Genomic DNA, 15,754 nt, shown 5'->3' with positions numbered 1-15,754 from the left:
CCTTTCCTGATTGACGGACCACAAAAGCAATGGCAATAGCGGCGCATCCGGTCGATCTGGAAATGCGGGTGTAGCTCAATGGTAGAGCAGAAGCCTTCCAAGCTTACGACGAGGGTTCGATTCCCTTCACCCGCTCCACCGTTGCAGTTAGTGGAGGTGCTTCAGCACCAGTTGCAAGAGCGACAATTGCGTTTAACCTTCCTTCGACCTGAATTTCGACGCCTCGCCCTAGGGGATTGGGGGTTAGCACCAGCCGGTCAATAAGTGATCTTATAGCCGGGATCGCTTCTGAGCTGGCGTCAGGCGAGATAAGGGTGCTGTCTAACGACGCAATTTGCTTCCGGTAATTGTCTGCTATCGCCGGGTGCATCGCAACGATAGGCATTGCCTCAGTCTCCGCCAATTGACCTCTCGCGATGGCAAGTTCTCCCTTTGCAGAGTAAGAGCTTCTCGAATCTCGACGAATTCACCGCCTCCGGCAGCTACTGCCTCTACCAGCCGTTTTATCTTAGTTTCTGCCCCAGAAATTTTACGTTCGAAGATTGCGGTTTGTCGCCGTAGATCCTTGGAACGAGATGCATATTCATTCTGATATTCTTTGACATATACATCCACGACCGCGGGGGCGAGCATCCGTTCTTTGAGGCCGCTAAGAACACGCCGTTCAAACTCAGGAGAAGATATCCGGCGGTTGTTGTCGCAAATCGCTCCTTCTTTGCGTGCAGCGCATCCCCAGTAGTTGGAGTTGACGATAATCCATGAGCCACCGCATAGCGGTCATGAAAGCTGTTGCAGTTCTTTGTCAGGTAGCCGGCTACTCAAGCCTGTCTGATTATCTCGCAATGGCGAGCGACCCCGTCGCATCAATGGCAAGCGCACCGCCTAGAACGCCTGCGCGATCAGCACGATGGCAAAGCATCCGACTGTGATTGCTGCCAGCACCCATGTGTCCACGCTCGGCAGACGACGATCCACGTCTTCACACCGCGCAAGGATCGCGAGGCGCCGTTCAAGCTCGCCTTCGAAACTGGTGGGCCGTGGGCGCGTCAATGCGTTTCTCCTTCAAGGACATGCAGCCGCATATGCGCGGCCTCTTCAAATCCCATGCTGCGGTAGAGGGGGCGGCCCGCTTCGGTGGCGTGAAGCCACAGCGGCAAGGGCCGGGTCGCGGCCTGCTGCGCTGCCGTGATAGCCCGCCGCATTGCCGCTTCGCCCAGCCCTTGGCCGTGGCGATCAGGCAGCGTCGCAACCCAGCCGATGTAGATCTGTCCATCCTGAATATAGGCCAACGCGCCGGTCACCGGTTCATCATCGGCATAGCCAACCACGCCGAAATGCTCACCCGACCACTGGTGAACATTGCCGGTGATCGCGAAAGCCTCAGCCGGCATCGCGTATGCGGCCGCGTTTACAAGGCCGATATCGATGGCGCTTTGTGAATCGCGGACCAGGCGAAAGTCGAGCTCGGGCTCGGAGCGTCTTGGCGGAGCAAGGTCGGGCGCGGCCATCCCCCACAAATCCTGCGCGTGGACCAGGCCCGCTGCGGCAAACATCGCGTCGCCTGCGTCCGGATACCATTTCGGCACGCTCGCCAGCATTGCGGGGTAGGGGCACTGTTGCATGATCCGCGCCGCCCGCCCAAGCGCATCGGCAAAGCCTTGCGGACCGCAAGTGGGCGCTTCGATCACAACCATGTTGAGGAAGGCATTGTCGACATTCGCAAGGAAGCTGCGCACCGGCCCGTCGCTCGAAAAGCCGTGCTGCGGATACTGGCCGACGAGGAACGTCCAGCCATCCACCAGGCTCTGCACGCTGGCACAGGCGTCAAGATCGATGCGGCGGGTTCTGTCTGGTATCATTGCGCTTGCCACCTCTCTGGTCTTCTGTGCCGCTCACCTCCTGCGTCGGGATGAAGCGCGGTTCGAAGCCACGGCTGCTCTTCCATGATCTGGCGCGATTCGGCTGACTGCGCGAGCAACATGCCGACAATGCGCTGGGTCGAGGTCGTCCCGGTCTTGGGCGGAGTGCAGACGATCACATCACCGGCGCGCAGTTCGAAGCTGTCCCAGATGCGGCTGTCGGTGTGCCAGGTGCGGATCACTTTTTCGGGCTTGCGGATCAGCATGGTGAACGTCCCTTTCAAAGCGTCAGGTGGAAGCCGCCATCGGCGGTCAGCGTGGTGCCGGTGATGAAGCTGGCTTCGTCGGAGGCGAGGAAGGCAATGGCGCGGGCGATTTCGATGGGTGTGCCGATGCGGCGCTGGTGGGTCTGGGCCTTCATGCCCTCGAAGGCTTCGGCCCCGAGATTAGCCTTGATCTCATCGTGCATCGGAGTGTCGATGACGCCGGGGCACACGAGATTGACCCTGATGCCCTGCGCCGCCAGCTCGGCAGATGCGCTAGTGGTCAGCGCCAGTTGTCCTGCCTTGGACGCGCAATAGGCCGCCGCCCCCGGACAGCCGAGGAAGGTGTTGACCGAGCCGACATTGATGATCGCCCCGCCATGGCCCGCTGCCAGCATCGCACGCGCCTGATGCTTGATGCAGAGAAAATCGCCCTTGAGATTCGTGGCTTGCACTTGGTCCCAGTAATCATCTGGCAGATCGAGGATCGAATGAATCTGCGTGCCGATCCCGGCATTATTGACCGCAATATCGAGCCGCCCATGGTTTTCCACCGCGTGCGCGACCATCGCTGCGACCTCGCCTGCATCGCTGACATCGGTGCGGATGTAACTGGCTGTGCCCCCGGCGCTGGCAATCTCCTCCGCCAGCGATGCTATTGCCTCCTCGCGCCGGGCGGCGAGCACGACGCTGGCCCCGCGCTCCGCAAGAAGGCGTGCGGTCGCCTCGCCGATCCCGCTGCTCGCCCCGGTGACGATGGCGACTTTGCTGGTAAGGTCGAAGGCGGAAAGGCCGGTCAATTCGACACATCCGCTGCGATGATCCAGCGGCCTTCCACCCGGCGCCACAGCAGCGACGCGTAGCCGCCGAACAGCCGTTCGCCTGCTGCATCGAAAACATCGTATTTCTGGATTTCGACAAAGGCGTCGGGACCGAGCCGTTCGATCCGCAGCACTTCGAGCGTGGCGTCATGGGCGGGGCTGGCCGCGACATTGACCCAGAAGGCCTCGATCGCTTGTGGGTCGGACAACAGCGTCGCATTGTCGGCTGCATAGAGCGACCCCGGGCCGTAAAGTGCCATGATCCCGGAAACGTCGCCCGAGCGGATGCCTTCGACGATCACGCGGGTTCGGTTGTCGAGGATCGGTGTCAGATCGGCATCGCCGGTATCGTCTTTGATCTCCACCCGGATCAACCGGACTTCGACGCTATCGCTGAGGTTGACCGGCGAGTGGGGGGCTTCGGGGCCTTTCCACATGGTTATTGGCAGCGACAAGGGAGGCCCTTTTCGCGAATCGAAGATCACGTTTCCTGCGGCGTCGCGGTCGATCCATTCATCCGCTTGCAAGATATGAAGAACGCTCGGCCAACGATGGAAGTGCATCGGCTCGACCTCGCCGGGGCCAAGCGTGACCTCAAGCACCCGGACGCGCTCATTCTCTAACAGGACCTTGTGATTGTCGGGTGCCGCAACAGTCGCTTCCAGCTCGTTGGGCCAGTTGGCGGGGTCGCCGGTGACGTAGTTGATTTGATCACCCTCGACGACCACTTGCACGAGAGTTTCGCTGCTCTTGGTACTTTCTGCGGGCGTTGAATTCTCCCCAGGCTGCGCGGAGGGCGATTTTTGAGCATGAGCTGGTGTGAGCGGCGCAAGCAGCAGTGCGGCGGCAGACCAGAAGGAGAGCCTGACCATATCAGCGTCCTCCTTCGGGCACCTCGTGGGTCGACCAGCTGTCGATCATCAGCAGCCATTCGCCCGAAGGCGCACGGCGATAGATGGAGGTGCCCTTGCCGATCTCGCCGGTTTCCGACCCATCCTTGCGCGAGCGATAACGGGCGGTGTAGGTGTAGCGGCTAACCGCAACATCACCCGATTGTTCGAGCGCGCGTTCGGTCTTGTCCCAATGCTCCTCGAACCCAGCAAAGAAGCCCGCGGCCCATTCGCGCACGGCGTCGTTGCCGATCAGTTCGGGTTCGCCGGGCACCTGGAACACGATGTCTTCGTCCATCAGAGCAATGATGCGATCGGTGTCATTCGAATTGATCGCCGCGACATAGGCGTGGTGCAGGTCGGTTGCTGGTATTGCCGTAATAGTCATCTTGCGTTTCCCCCTAATCTTAAAAGTTTACCCCGGCAGGCGACCGGGTCGCATTATCGCCCGCCAGGGTTCGTGAAACCGGCGCTCCCCAAGCGCGGATTGTTGAAGGCGCGCGTTGTTGCTCGCGCCCGAACCCAGCGTTCGGACGCGCCTGTGGGGGGGGGGGCGCCTTGTCGTTAGATTTCGGAAGAATAGTACGTTAAGAACGCGTGGGTGGTCAACAAGGCGAACCGTCAAAAAAGCGTCAATTCGTGCGCGCTCAGGCGCGGCGCGGGTCGACCGGAATCAGATCGGGCCAACCGAAACGCTGCCAAGCCTCCACCATGTTGATCCGTTCGGCGAAATCCATGAAGCGGGAATCGCGGATCGTGCGGTTGATCGGGTCGACATCGATCCACAAACTCATCATGCCAAACATGTTGGCCGGGTGGATGCACTCGGAATAGAACTTCATCACCAGATCACTGTGCCCCATTGCGATTGCCGGGAGCGGAACCACTGGCATCAACCAAAGGTGCGGTCTGCGAACCATAGGGTTTCGGCAGCGTTCATGGACCTTGCGGCGTTCAGCAACCCGAACCGGGCATACGGCGAGCGAACCAATATCAGATTCGGTTAGCCTCCAAAAAGACCCTTGCCAACGGAGGGCCGTCCACACACGGCCCATTTGCCGCCGGTCTGAAATGCGCCCAATTTTAGTCTTTAGATCGCTCCACCCGACGGCCAAATTCCGGACATACCAGTCCCAAATTCACCTCAATGCTTTGAACCGTTGTGATTTGACGACTGTCCCCCGTTAATGCATATTAATGAGACACCCTGAAAGGGGTGCAAGCGGGGGTCAGGGATGGACGTTAGTGCTAGGTGGGATAATGCGTGTCGTGCGTCGCTATTCGGTTCATTTTCACTATCAGGCCCAGATGGTGCACATATTCCAATCTCCAGCAACAAGGCACGAGCGTTGTTGGCCATGCTATGTGTTGCTCCTCAGGAAGCCATGGAGCGCGATCATGTCAGCAAGCTGCTATGGCCTGGACGATTTCAGGCTCAAGCCCGCGCGAGCCTGCGCCAATGTCTTCTAATACTTGACAGGGCTTTAGAGCCTCAGAATATCACCATGCTTGAGCCATCCCACACAATGCTCGCAATCGAGCCCTCGATCGTGCGCAGCGATTTTGAAGAGCTCATCGAAGCCCTCAACGATCTACGGATCCAGGAAGCTTGTTCATTATTGGCCACCATCGGTAACAAGCCGCTGCTCGACCAGATGGATTTCGGAGATCAATTCAGAGCATGGCTGAAAATACAACGAAAGCACGTCGAAGGGCAGTTACAGATCGCCGTCTCCCGCGCGCTTGTGGCGCTTGACCGCGACGGAGACATGGACGGGCACGCGCAGCTCAGCGAAGCATGGCTGGCATGTGGTCGCGCTGATGCGCGGCACTGGGACGGGAAAATTCGTATTGCAGTTCTGCCGTTCGAGCAGCGTGACGCAGTCGGCGGTCCGTTCTTTCTGGCGGAAGGTGTGGTCGAGGAGCTGGTCTCGCGTCTGAGCGGGGTTTCCGCTCTGGCGGTCGTGGCGCGCGCCTCGGTCGCAAGCGTAGCGAACAGTGGCCGGACTATTCCCGCGCTTGCATCGGCGCTTAACGTATCCCATCTCGTCGAAGGATCGGTCGACCGTTTTCCCGACAGCATTCGTATAACGCTCCGCCTCCTCGACGGTCCGACGGGAGTCCAGATCTGGTCTCACCGCTACGATGGCACTTTGGAAGGCGCGATGAAGTCGCGTCCGCATATTGGTGCAAATATTATCGCCGGGCTGTGCAAAGCCATTGGAGTGGAGGCACACACGCGTGCTGCCCGCACGATGACTGCAAGTAGAGAAGCCTATTCCCTCTATTTGCAAGGCCGAGCGCTAACTTATCGCGCGATCGGCGATGGCGTTCTAGACAAGGCCATAGAACTTCTGGAGCAGGCGCTGGAACTTGATCCCGATTTTGCCGAATGCTGGACGGCGCTGGCTGAAGCCCATGTCAACACGATCGTGTTTACGCCGCAACTCGATCGGGTCGAGAGGTCCCAGCGGATGGCCGATTGCGCCGCACGTGCCATCGAACTGGATTCTCGACAAGGCCATGCCCATTCGATGCGCGGTATCCATGAATGGACACTGGGCAATCCTCTTGGAGCACTTGATCACGCCTACGAGGCTTATCGCCTAGAGCCCAACAATGCTGACGTGACCGCTCGTCTGGGTTCCTTCCTGCTCTATATCGGACATACGCAAGCGGCCTTGCCTTATGTCGAGGAAGCGATCGAGCAAGACCCGGTCTATGGCCGCAACTTCGCGATGCTCTGCGCAGCGCATTTCAATCTCGAAAATTACGACGCGGCACTCGCTGCGGGACAGCGGATGATCGATCTGGGCATGCCGGGGATGTGGCTGGCCGTAATAGAGGCTGCGCTTGGCGATAACGAAAAAGCCGTCGAAACCTATTTTCGTCAACGATTGTTGATGAACAGCGTTATCCTGCCGCCAGCGGGTCTCGCACCAATGGACGACGATGCCCGTGATGCCTATTGGACTATCGCTTCCCGGGGTATCTGCAGTGGCATGGAAGATGACCGCGCAATTTATTGCCAGATTCTCGACGGTCTCCATTTAGCGATGCCCGATCCCTGCGACGCATCGATTGCCTTGCCAGCGATCTGGATGGGCCATGCCGAGTTGGTCATGAAGCTTTACCGCAAGCAGATCCATCCGGCGAACATGTTGGGCCTTATGAGCCTCTGGACCGATGTCGATCCAATCCGCCAGACTCGGCTGCACCCTAGCTTCCTTTCTTTCGCCGATGACATCGGCTTGGTAGCGGCCTGGGAAAAATATGGGTGGCCCGACCTGTTCCCGAGATCGTCACATATCGACTGACGCATTATTGACGCTTTTTTGACGGTAGCGGGCGTTGACGCAACGCTGCCTTTGGGCGCAGTAATAGAACATCGCAAATACGAAAATAAGCATTGCATCTGGTAGTCAGGGAAACCCCCTTTCTGCCATCACGAGAGCTACGTCTATATTCCAGGGAGGGGGATTACATAGTGCAATCGATTGCACGTCAGAAGCCATTGGAGATGGCTGGCTGGTCTTCTCCAACGGAGCTTCCGTTCACTCATATTTTTGAAGCTGCCGGAGCCAGCGAGGGTTCGACTTCGGCGGGGACCGCGTTGTAGCAAATTATATTATGGCAAGCCGCCTCGCGGTGAGGTGGCAAATTTTGGGGAGTGAATATAATGAAATTGATGAGAAATATGATGATCGCCGCAAGCGTTGCATTGGTGACCGTGCCAATGTCGATTTCGGCACCGGCAATGGCTCAGGATTCAAGTTATAAGTCGGGCACGGTGTGGAACGTGTCGCGCATCAAGGTTCTCGACGGGCAGTTTGAAAACTACATGGATCATCTCGCCGGACAATGGAAGAAGGTTCAGGAGTTTGGCAAGGCCGAGGGTATCATCGTCGACTATCATGTGCTGGCAACCAATAATGCACGCGATGGCGAACCCAATCTGGTTCTGGTGATCGAATATAAGGATTATGCCAAGACAGCTGAAATTGAAGCGTTTACCAAGAAGGTCAACGCCATGCTCGCCACAACCGATCGCACCGCCGACAAGGAATATGGTCAGCGAACCAAGATGCGTGAACCAATGGGTTCGGTCCAATATCAGGAACTCGATCTTAAATAGATTGAACTGATGTGCTCGGCGGATGATTTTGCGACCCGTCATTCGCCGAGCAGCTTTTCCAAAAACGCATGATTTTATGATGTGAATTTTGATTTTGTAGAGACAACTCCGTTGCCAATTGCTGAGGGAGACAGAGAATGGACGACTCGACCGTCGACGGCAAAAAACTTCATGCAGCCTATGTCGATGCGATTAACAGCAACGACACCGAAAGGGTGATGGCGCTGCTTTCCGAAGATATTGTCTTTCAGGTAGCCGGCGAGCCCGAACTGGTCGGGGCCGCAGCGGTCGGCGAGTGGGCCGCGAGCTTCTTCGAGGCATTCGAGGCACATTACAGCAAACAGCAACTTGCCTTCGAGGCTTCGGGTGACCTCGCCTTCGACCGCTATACCTATACCGCCCGGCTGGTCGGACGCGAGGATGGCGCGGTGTTGGCCGAGCGCGGCAAGGGCACCGGTATCTTTCGGCGTGGCGATGACGGCCACTGGCTGCTGATCGTCGACAGCTGGAGTCCAGACGAGGGAGCAAAATGAACAGTAAATGCGAAACAGGGCGCGGGATAGCTGCTCATTCCGCAATCCAGCCCGGCTTTACGCCACATTAAACATCAAGGAATAATCGATGCCCATACCAACACCCAAGCCAGCCCATATTGTCTACCGAACGCGGCGCTTTGCGGAGATGTTGAAATGGTATGAGACCGTATTCGGCACGCATTTGGTTTATGCCAACGACGCGCTCGCTTTCGTGACCTTCGACGACGAGCATCACCGCTTCGCCTTTGCCAATCTCGATGTGATCGCGCCAGACGGAGAGGCCGACGAGCAGTCCCCGGTAGGTGTCGATCATGTCGCTTATGACCTGCCATCAATGCGCGGATTGCTTGAAGCCTGGGAGGCACTGAAGACACAGGGGATCGAGCCCTATTGGTGCGTCAACCACGGTATGAGCGCCTCGCTCTATTACGCCGACCCAGACGGCAACCAGATGGAATTCGCAGTCGATTGTTTTGCGACCAAGGCGGAGTGCCGCGCCTACTGGTCCGGTCCCGAGATCGGACAGAATCCTGTCGGTGTCGAGTTTGATCCCGACAACTGGCTGAAGCGGTTGCGAAGCGGGGCTTCGGAAGTCGAATTGCTTGCCATCAATCTCGACGCCGAAGTCTCGCCGCTCCGCGGCCGGTTCGAGGAACTGGTCGCGTCATGAACGACGCTACTCCTGAAATGGGAAGCCCCTTTTGCGGGTGAGGACAAAAGTAACACCGCAGCTTCAGAAGCGTCTGGGCCTGCCTTTTGCCATTGCGATCGCGGCGGGGTCGGTCATCGGATCGGGCATCATGCGCACCCCGGGGGTCATCGCCAATGAGGTGCCCATTGCCGAGATAGCCATGCTGCTGTGGGTGCTGGGCGGGGTTTACGTATTACTGTCGTGCAATGTTGCTGCTGAGCTGACCGCCGCCTTACCCAAGGCAGGCGGAATCTATGTTCCGGTGCACGAAGCCTATGGCGACGGCATGGGAATGCTCGCAGGTTGGGCGAACTGGACCGCCTATATTGCAGGAAGCGCGGCGCTGGCGCTGGCCTGCTCCGACTTTCTCGGGACGATTTTCGAGCCCGTCGCCGCAAACAAGGCGATCGTCGCTGCGATAATCCTGTTTGCGGTGACGGCGCTCAACTGGCTGGGCGTGCAGGAAGGCCGCTGGATCCAGATCATCGGTTCGGCCATCAAGATTGCCTTGCTGGTCGGTGTGATCATCGCTGCATTCATTGTCGACCCCGTGATCGCCGCAGCCGATCCGGCGCCGCCGGTTCCGCTAAGTGCGCTCGGCATCGTCGCTGTGATCACCGCGTTCCAGATCATTCTCGGTGCCTATGACGGCTGGATCGGTCCGGCCGCTTTTGCTGAAGAGGACAAGGATCCCGGCCGCAATATCCCGCGCGCGCTGTTTCGCTCGGCCTTTCTGGTCATCGCCGTTTACCTCGCCCTGAATCTGGCTCTGTTCTCAATACTGGATATGACCACCCTGCGCGACTCCGATCTGCCCGTTGCCTTGCTGATCGAGGCCCTGCTTGGACCGACCGGGAATGTCGCGGTGGCATTGCTGGCGACATTCATGGCACTGATAACGCTCAACGGACTGGTCATGTCCGCGCCGCGGATTCTTTTTGCGATGGCGCGAGACCGGCTTTTCCTCCACGAAGCGACGCGGGTGAACCGGGGCGGGACGCCTTGGGTCGCCCTGTTGTGCGGAACCGCTGTGGCCGTGCCGCTTCTGTTTTCGGGCGGCTATGTGTTCGTATTCAAAATACAGACCGCACTGGGCATATTTGCTGGCACGATCTATTGCGCTGCATTTTTTACGCTGCGCCGACGCTGCCCCGACTTGCCACGCCCTTTCCGCGCGATCGGCTACCCGGCCTTGCCCGCCTTGATCCTACTGATCAATGCCGCGCTGTTTATTTCGGTTGTTGTCGCCGACCCGATGGGCGGGATCTGGATTGCAGCACTGATCGCAATCTGTCTTCCCGTAGGCATGGCACTTGGCCGCCGCCGCAGGGCCATTGTCGAAACATAACCACTCATCTCCACAGCGCCCTGAAGCACCGCGCCGCACCGTCTGCTTCGGAAAAGTCGAAGTCGAAACCGGACGGTCAGATCCCGGCCCACAAGTTGCCGTTCAATCTTCATGCCTCGAATGACTGCTTTCCATCTGTGGACGCCCCTGAAGATGCAAGCGGTAATTTGAGGGGTTTGACACGTAGTCGGATGCTGCCATCTGTCCGGCCTCTTGGTGCAGCATTTTGTGCTGCGGGCCCGGATGGGAACATGTGCAATCACTATCGAAGCAACCCCGAAGCGATCCCAACGTGGAAGGAGTATATTGGCGCGGCTGCTGACACACCCTTCTCTGAAATCAAAATTGACGTCTGGCCAAAATACCAGGGCATAGTCGCGCGTATCGACGGCGGTCAGAAGGTCCTCGGCACCATGCAATGGGGCGTACCACTAACAATGAAGGGTAAACGCCTTGGTACGACCGTTACAAAGTGAATCACGATCTCCACAATCTTGTCTCCAGCCTTCAACGAAGCGGCCCAGTTCCCGCCGCTAAATTTTGACTTTTGAAATTACGCCTTATCGCCTACCTGCGGTGGTTCCTGTGGGCTTGACCTGATTGATATTTTTTAGGCCCGACCTTCTACCAAATTGCGCCAACGGCCGATTCCCTTCACCCGCTCCAGATCAGTAATCACACCCTTTCGAAGTGGCGATAATCCAGTATCTTTGCGATGTGTTCGCGGCGTCGAGCGTGCTTCCTGCGAGAAGATGGCTCGCGAGTGCCGGTCGCTTGTAGGAAGCGTATTCGACTTGTAGCGGGGTGATGGCACTGATAGTGTGGCCAAGCGACGCATCATCAAAGGGCCGCATCATCTCCAGCTATCTTGTTCCCGTCCTCGTTATATTGCTTATGGTAACCGCCAATGCGCTCTTTGTCGCGGCGGAGTTCGCCACCGTCGGCGCGCGGAAATCGAGGGTTCAGGAAGAAGCCGAGAGCGGCAATCGGGTCGCCAGAAAGCTACTCAGGATCCTTCGCGATCCAGTCAAACTCGACAATTATGTGGCAGGTTGTCAGGTCGGCATCACCATCAGCAGTCTGGTGGCAGGTGCCTATGGGCAAGCGCAGCTGACACCACTGCTCCTGCCTTATCTTGGTGCAGTTGGTGGGCAGGTGACAGCAATTTTGATCGTGCTGATCGCCGTCACTATGATTCAGGTGGTGCTTGGCGAATTGCTGCCGAAGACCATTGCCCTTCGTTATCCAGAACGCCTGTCGATGGCGACCATGATGCCTATGCGTGCCAGCCTGGTCATCTTTCAGCCGCTGATCTTCCTTTTTAACGGCACGGCTTTCGCGATCATGCGCCTGTTCAAGCTGAGTGCGGATCACAGTCACACCCACGTCCATTCGCCCGACGAACTCGAAGCGCTGTTCAAGGCGAGCGCGGCCGGAGGACTGATCGATGCGGACGAGCGCAACATGCTGTCTGGCGCTCTGAGTGCTGACGACCGCTTTGTTCGCGAGATCATGACCCCGCGTACCCGGATGGCGAGCGTGAGCGTGAACGAGACTGTCGAACAGGCACTCATTCGTGCGGCCGAGACCGCATTTTCGCGCTTCCCAGTGTTGGACGAGACCGGCGAAGATGTGGTCGGGATCATCCATCTGCGGAAGCTTTTCGCTACCTTTGAACGGGACCCTCAGGCGATGGTCAGTTCGATTATGCGCGACCCCTTGATCGTGGCCGACGTGATGAGCGTGCCCAGACTGTGGCAGGCGTTACGCGCCAACGGGCGGCGATCTGCGATGGTAATCAACGAATATGGAAGCTTCACCGGACTGGTCACTCTTGAGGATGCATTGGAGGAAGTGTTCGGCGAAATGCAGGACGAATTCGATGATGAGGAAGAGCTTTTTGTCGAGCATGGCGGGCATATAAGCGTTCGAGGCGACGTGCGTCTGACGATGCTCGCCGATCGTCATGAAATCCTGCTTCCCGACGATCGCGCGGACACGGTGAGCGGGCTGATGTGGCACGAACTTGGCGGGCTTCCGGCGGCAGGGGATCGCGTCGAGATCCCCGGGACATCGATCAGCCTCGTCGTCGAGGCGATGGACGGGCAGGCTGTCCGACGGGTCCGGATCGAACGAACGGCGGAAGAGGACGAGGGATGACCGATGTCCTGATTCCCATTGCGGCGATATTGGCGCTCGTCACAATCAATGGCATCTTTGTGGCCGCCGAGTTCGCTCTGGTCGGCGCGCGCCGCAGCCGGTTCGAAACGATGGCACAGAACGACAACGGCGCGGCCAAATGGCTATTGCGGGTTTTTGATCGCGATGGCGGCAAGGATGCTTATATTGCCATTGCCCAATTGGGGATCACTCTCGCGAGCATCGGACTGGGTATGTATGGCGAGCCCGCGGTTGCCAAATGGCTCTACGAACCACTCGAGCGGCTCGGACTGTCGTACAATCAGTCGCATATGGCCGGATTCGTGATTGCGCTGGGCGGGATTACTTTCCTGCATGTCGTCTTCGGCGAGATGATTCCCAAGGCTTTGGCGCTGCAATCGCCCGAACGGGTCAGCATCTCGCTCAACCCGGTCATGCGGATGTTCGGCATCCTGTTCCGCCCGATGGTCATCCTGCTTAACAAAATCGCTTTCGCATTGATGCGTCTGCTGGGAATTCCAGATCCGGATAAGTCGGCGAGTCTGTTTAGCTCGCAGGAACTCGAGATTGTCACCGGCGAAGTTGTTGCCAGCGGGCAGATCGAGGACGCGCAGACGCGGTTGATCGAGAATATTTTCGAAATGGAAGATCGCACCGCTGCGGAACTGATGACCTCGCGCAACCGCATGGCTGCCGTTGCCTTATCGACCGATACCACGGCGACGGCCGCCCTTATTGCCGCCGGAACGGCAGCGCGCTATCCGGTTTACGGTGCGTCGCTCGACGACATCATCGGCGTCCTTCACGTCAAGGATTTCATCCGCAATCGCGTTTCCCAGATTGAAGCCGATCTTGCCTCTATCGTGCGTCCGCTGCCGCGCGTAGCGGGCGGGATGTCGGCCAACGAATTGATGAGATTGTTTAAAAAGCAGCGGGTCCACGCCGCGCTGGTCGTCGACGAGTTTGGCGGTACGCTTGGCTTCGTGACGATGGACGATCTGGTCGCGGATCTTATCGACGAGGAAGACGGAGCAGAGGCGCACTGGCTCGAGATACTGACCGACGGCACTATGTCGCTTGACGGCGAAGTCACATTGGCCGAGCTTGAGGAGGATCATGGGCTGGACATTAACCATCCGGAAGTCTCAACGGTTGCCGGATTGTTTCTGGCGGTCAATGGCGTTTTGCCTGCAGCCGGAGACAGTATCGAGGTGAACGGCATCCGTCTGGTAGCGGAGGAAGTTATGGGGATGAAGATTCTGCGCGTCCGGCTGCTACTGCCGGAGGTGAAATAATATTGCTTCGATCATCTTGGCTGTAAGGCCGTCGAAGATGAAATATTCTTCAAGACAGATCATCCGTGCATCGACCGTTTCAGCACTTGCATTTCTGAATGGGGAAATCTGACTGCGCTGGCGCTGTTTTGGGGCATCTCGATCCTTGGTATATAGAGCGAGGCCGCCTTCGGACGGCGAGCTCGCCGAACCGGAAAAACGATCAAACGCAGCCGCGCTCAATAGACCAGTCGGCGACATCCGTTCCAGTAATCGGTGTTGGTCGTACAGCTGCGCAGGCCGGAGCGGGAATCCACGAGGCAGGTGGTGCGTTTGCTGCACACCAGATTGCGTTCCTTTGGTACATAGGCTGGCGGCGCATTCATCCGGTCGAACAGGTTGACGACCTGTGGGCGCAAACGGTTCATATCGGCCTTCACCTTGCCATCGCCGTGCCGCAATGCCGTGTCCATCCAGTGCAATATCTCGTTCTGATGCTGTTTGACGTCGCGCCGCTGCAGCAGGGCGCTGGCAGCAATGATCGCCCCGGCGACATAGCCCTCATCGACCAGATTGCGGCCGAGCCGGTAGGCGATGTCAGGATCTGCCTTCACGCCCTTGCCCAAATTGACCATATCGGCGGCATAATAAGTCGCATAGACATGCCCGCCCTCGCTGGCCCGACGCAGATATTCCAGACCCTTTTTGGGATTTTTCGCGGTCGCTATGCCCTCGACATGGAACAGACCGGCCATGAACTGGGCGTCGACATGATCCGCCGCGGCTCCGGCGATAAAATGGCGCAGGCCTTGCGCTTCATCTTTCGGACCCAGCAGTTGGCCCGATGCCTTCAACGCTCCCAGAATGTAATTGGCGGGACCATCGCCCAGCGATGCCGCTTGCTCGAGCGTGTCGAACGCCAACTGGCGATCCGCACCCGGCGCGTTGCCCTGGGCCGCCGCCCAGCCCAGTTCAAAAAGGGCAGCGGGATCGTCCTGCTGCACATATTCGATCAACAGGGCCAACGCAGGCTGGGTCTTGATATCGCGGTTGATCGCACGCAGCGCCAAAGGCTCCGCCGGAACCGGGCAGGGCTGGCGTGCCTTGGCGCTGGCTTCATAGGCATCGGCAAAGGCTGCCTCTTCGCTGTCCAGCGCGCTGCCGCCCAAGACCTTGCTGACCAACAGATCATAGACTCCATGGCAATTGCTGCGCTGATGATGCTGACGGTCCGCGGCGGGCATCGCATTGTTCCATGGACCAGGACTATTGCCTGAGCTGGCAGAACCGGTCATCGAATAGGCGAGCAGGGCTATCATCAGGACCAGTAATCGTGGTGCCAATCCCCGGCGCAATCCGGTTGATCTGTCATTTCGAGAAAGTGCCATAGTCGCCCCCCCATCAAGGTGTCCGGCGCGACCGCGATGATTTGCTAACCATATTCCGGATCAGCGGCAAGCGCTTTTTTGGCGTAGCCTATCCGACAACGCGCTGGCTCAGCCACGGACAGCAGCTCCGGCCAGGATGGATTATTGAAAACCCTGTCCAACCCTTGATCCGCCGCCTTGACCCGCGCCGCCGCCCGGACCTGTCCCGGCGATGAACCAATTCCGCCGCTTGATACAAATTGCGACAATTTTTGTCTGTCCTGACAAAGTTCAGCGACAAATGTCCGTTAGAACATTCTTCATGACAGGGAATGCAGACCGCCTCCCTGAACAGGATCAAGAGGAAATCAAACATGAAAAAAGCAATTTTATTCTCGAGCGCCACCGCC

The 15,754-nt window shown here is 58.2% G+C and carries 15 protein-coding genes and 1 tRNA gene; 8 read left to right on the top strand and 8 right to left on the bottom strand.

Features of this window, described 5'->3' with window-relative positions; genetic code table 11:
* The first annotated feature begins 64 nt into the window (after nucleotides 1-64).
* A tRNA-Gly gene (locus ACEW8J_RS09035) sits at nucleotides 65-138 on the top strand.
* Between the two features lie 744 nt (nucleotides 139-882).
* On the opposite strand, the gene ACEW8J_RS09030 is transcribed toward ACEW8J_RS09035, so the two are convergent.
* The 7 genes from ACEW8J_RS09030 to ACEW8J_RS09000 form a co-directional block, all read right to left on the bottom strand.
* On the bottom strand, nucleotides 883-1,050 hold the full coding sequence (locus tag ACEW8J_RS09030; protein WP_373491310.1) for a hypothetical protein: 168 nt from the start codon (nucleotides 1,048-1,050) through the stop codon (nucleotides 883-885).
* Entirely contained in the window at nucleotides 1,047-1,859 is an 813-nt protein-coding gene (locus ACEW8J_RS09025) for a GNAT family N-acetyltransferase (protein WP_373491309.1), read from the bottom strand. The genes ACEW8J_RS09030 and ACEW8J_RS09025 overlap by 4 nt, the downstream gene beginning before the upstream one ends.
* A complete protein-coding gene (locus tag ACEW8J_RS09020; RefSeq protein WP_373491308.1) occupies nucleotides 1,856-2,125 on the bottom strand; it encodes a sulfotransferase domain-containing protein in 270 nt (89 codons plus the stop codon). Before ACEW8J_RS09020 ends, ACEW8J_RS09025 begins: the two co-directional genes overlap by 4 nt.
* Before the next feature lie 14 nt (nucleotides 2,126-2,139).
* The gene (locus ACEW8J_RS09015; protein WP_373491307.1) at nucleotides 2,140-2,922 is read right to left on the bottom strand and encodes an SDR family NAD(P)-dependent oxidoreductase; all 783 of its coding nucleotides are present in this window, start codon (nucleotides 2,920-2,922) and stop codon (nucleotides 2,140-2,142) included.
* The gene (locus ACEW8J_RS09010; RefSeq protein ID WP_373491306.1) at nucleotides 2,919-3,815 is read right to left on the bottom strand and encodes a hypothetical protein; all 897 of its coding nucleotides are present in this window, start codon (nucleotides 3,813-3,815) and stop codon (nucleotides 2,919-2,921) included. Before ACEW8J_RS09010 ends, ACEW8J_RS09015 begins: the two co-directional genes overlap by 4 nt.
* A 1-nt stretch (nucleotide 3,816) precedes the next feature.
* Complete coding sequence (locus tag ACEW8J_RS09005; RefSeq protein ID WP_373491305.1) at nucleotides 3,817-4,221, bottom strand: nuclear transport factor 2 family protein; 405 nt, start codon at nucleotides 4,219-4,221, stop codon at nucleotides 3,817-3,819.
* A 259-nt stretch (nucleotides 4,222-4,480) separates the two neighbouring features.
* Nucleotides 4,481-4,675: a hypothetical protein gene (locus tag ACEW8J_RS09000; RefSeq protein WP_373491304.1), complete on the bottom strand. Its 195-nt coding sequence runs from the start codon at nucleotides 4,673-4,675 to the stop codon at nucleotides 4,481-4,483.
* Between the two features lie 393 nt (nucleotides 4,676-5,068).
* On the opposite strand from ACEW8J_RS09000, the gene ACEW8J_RS08995 reads away from it, so the two are divergent.
* From ACEW8J_RS08995 to ACEW8J_RS08965, 7 genes are all read left to right on the top strand, one after another.
* Nucleotides 5,069-7,150, top strand: a complete 2,082-nt coding sequence (locus tag ACEW8J_RS08995; RefSeq protein WP_373491303.1) for a hypothetical protein — start codon at nucleotides 5,069-5,071, stop codon at nucleotides 7,148-7,150.
* Nucleotides 7,151-7,512: 362 nt separating this feature from the next.
* Complete coding sequence (locus ACEW8J_RS08990; protein WP_373491302.1) at nucleotides 7,513-7,968, top strand: hypothetical protein; 456 nt, start codon at nucleotides 7,513-7,515, stop codon at nucleotides 7,966-7,968.
* A 137-nt stretch (nucleotides 7,969-8,105) separates the two neighbouring features.
* Nucleotides 8,106-8,501: a DUF4440 domain-containing protein gene (locus ACEW8J_RS08985; protein ID WP_373491301.1), complete on the top strand. Its 396-nt coding sequence runs from the start codon at nucleotides 8,106-8,108 to the stop codon at nucleotides 8,499-8,501.
* 88 nt (nucleotides 8,502-8,589) lie between these two features.
* Nucleotides 8,590-9,174 (top strand): VOC family protein, encoded by a 585-nt coding sequence (locus ACEW8J_RS08980; RefSeq protein ID WP_373491300.1) that lies wholly within the window; start codon nucleotides 8,590-8,592, stop codon nucleotides 9,172-9,174.
* Between the two features lie 37 nt (nucleotides 9,175-9,211).
* Entirely contained in the window at nucleotides 9,212-10,543 is a 1,332-nt protein-coding gene (locus ACEW8J_RS08975) for an APC family permease (RefSeq protein ID WP_373491299.1), read from the top strand.
* A gap of 807 nt (nucleotides 10,544-11,350) precedes the next feature.
* Nucleotides 11,351-12,703, top strand: coding sequence for a hemolysin family protein (locus ACEW8J_RS08970; RefSeq protein WP_373491298.1), 1,353 nt, complete (start codon nucleotides 11,351-11,353; stop codon nucleotides 12,701-12,703).
* A complete protein-coding gene (locus tag ACEW8J_RS08965) occupies nucleotides 12,700-13,998 on the top strand; it encodes a hemolysin family protein (RefSeq protein WP_373491297.1) in 1,299 nt (432 codons plus the stop codon). The genes ACEW8J_RS08970 and ACEW8J_RS08965 overlap by 4 nt, the downstream gene beginning before the upstream one ends.
* Nucleotides 13,999-14,216: 218 nt before the next feature.
* On the opposite strand, the gene ACEW8J_RS08960 is transcribed toward ACEW8J_RS08965, so the two are convergent.
* Nucleotides 14,217-15,365, bottom strand: coding sequence for a tetratricopeptide repeat protein (locus ACEW8J_RS08960; protein WP_373491296.1), 1,149 nt, complete (start codon nucleotides 15,363-15,365; stop codon nucleotides 14,217-14,219).
* Between the last annotated feature and the right edge of the window lie 389 nt (nucleotides 15,366-15,754).

The organism is Parasphingorhabdus sp., assembly GCF_041748495.1.
In the GTDB taxonomy this organism is placed as follows: Bacteria; Pseudomonadota; Alphaproteobacteria; order Sphingomonadales; family Sphingomonadaceae; genus Parasphingorhabdus.
The sequence above is the reverse complement of the archived record's forward strand: the minus strand, read 5'-3'. Positions and strand labels throughout refer to the sequence as shown.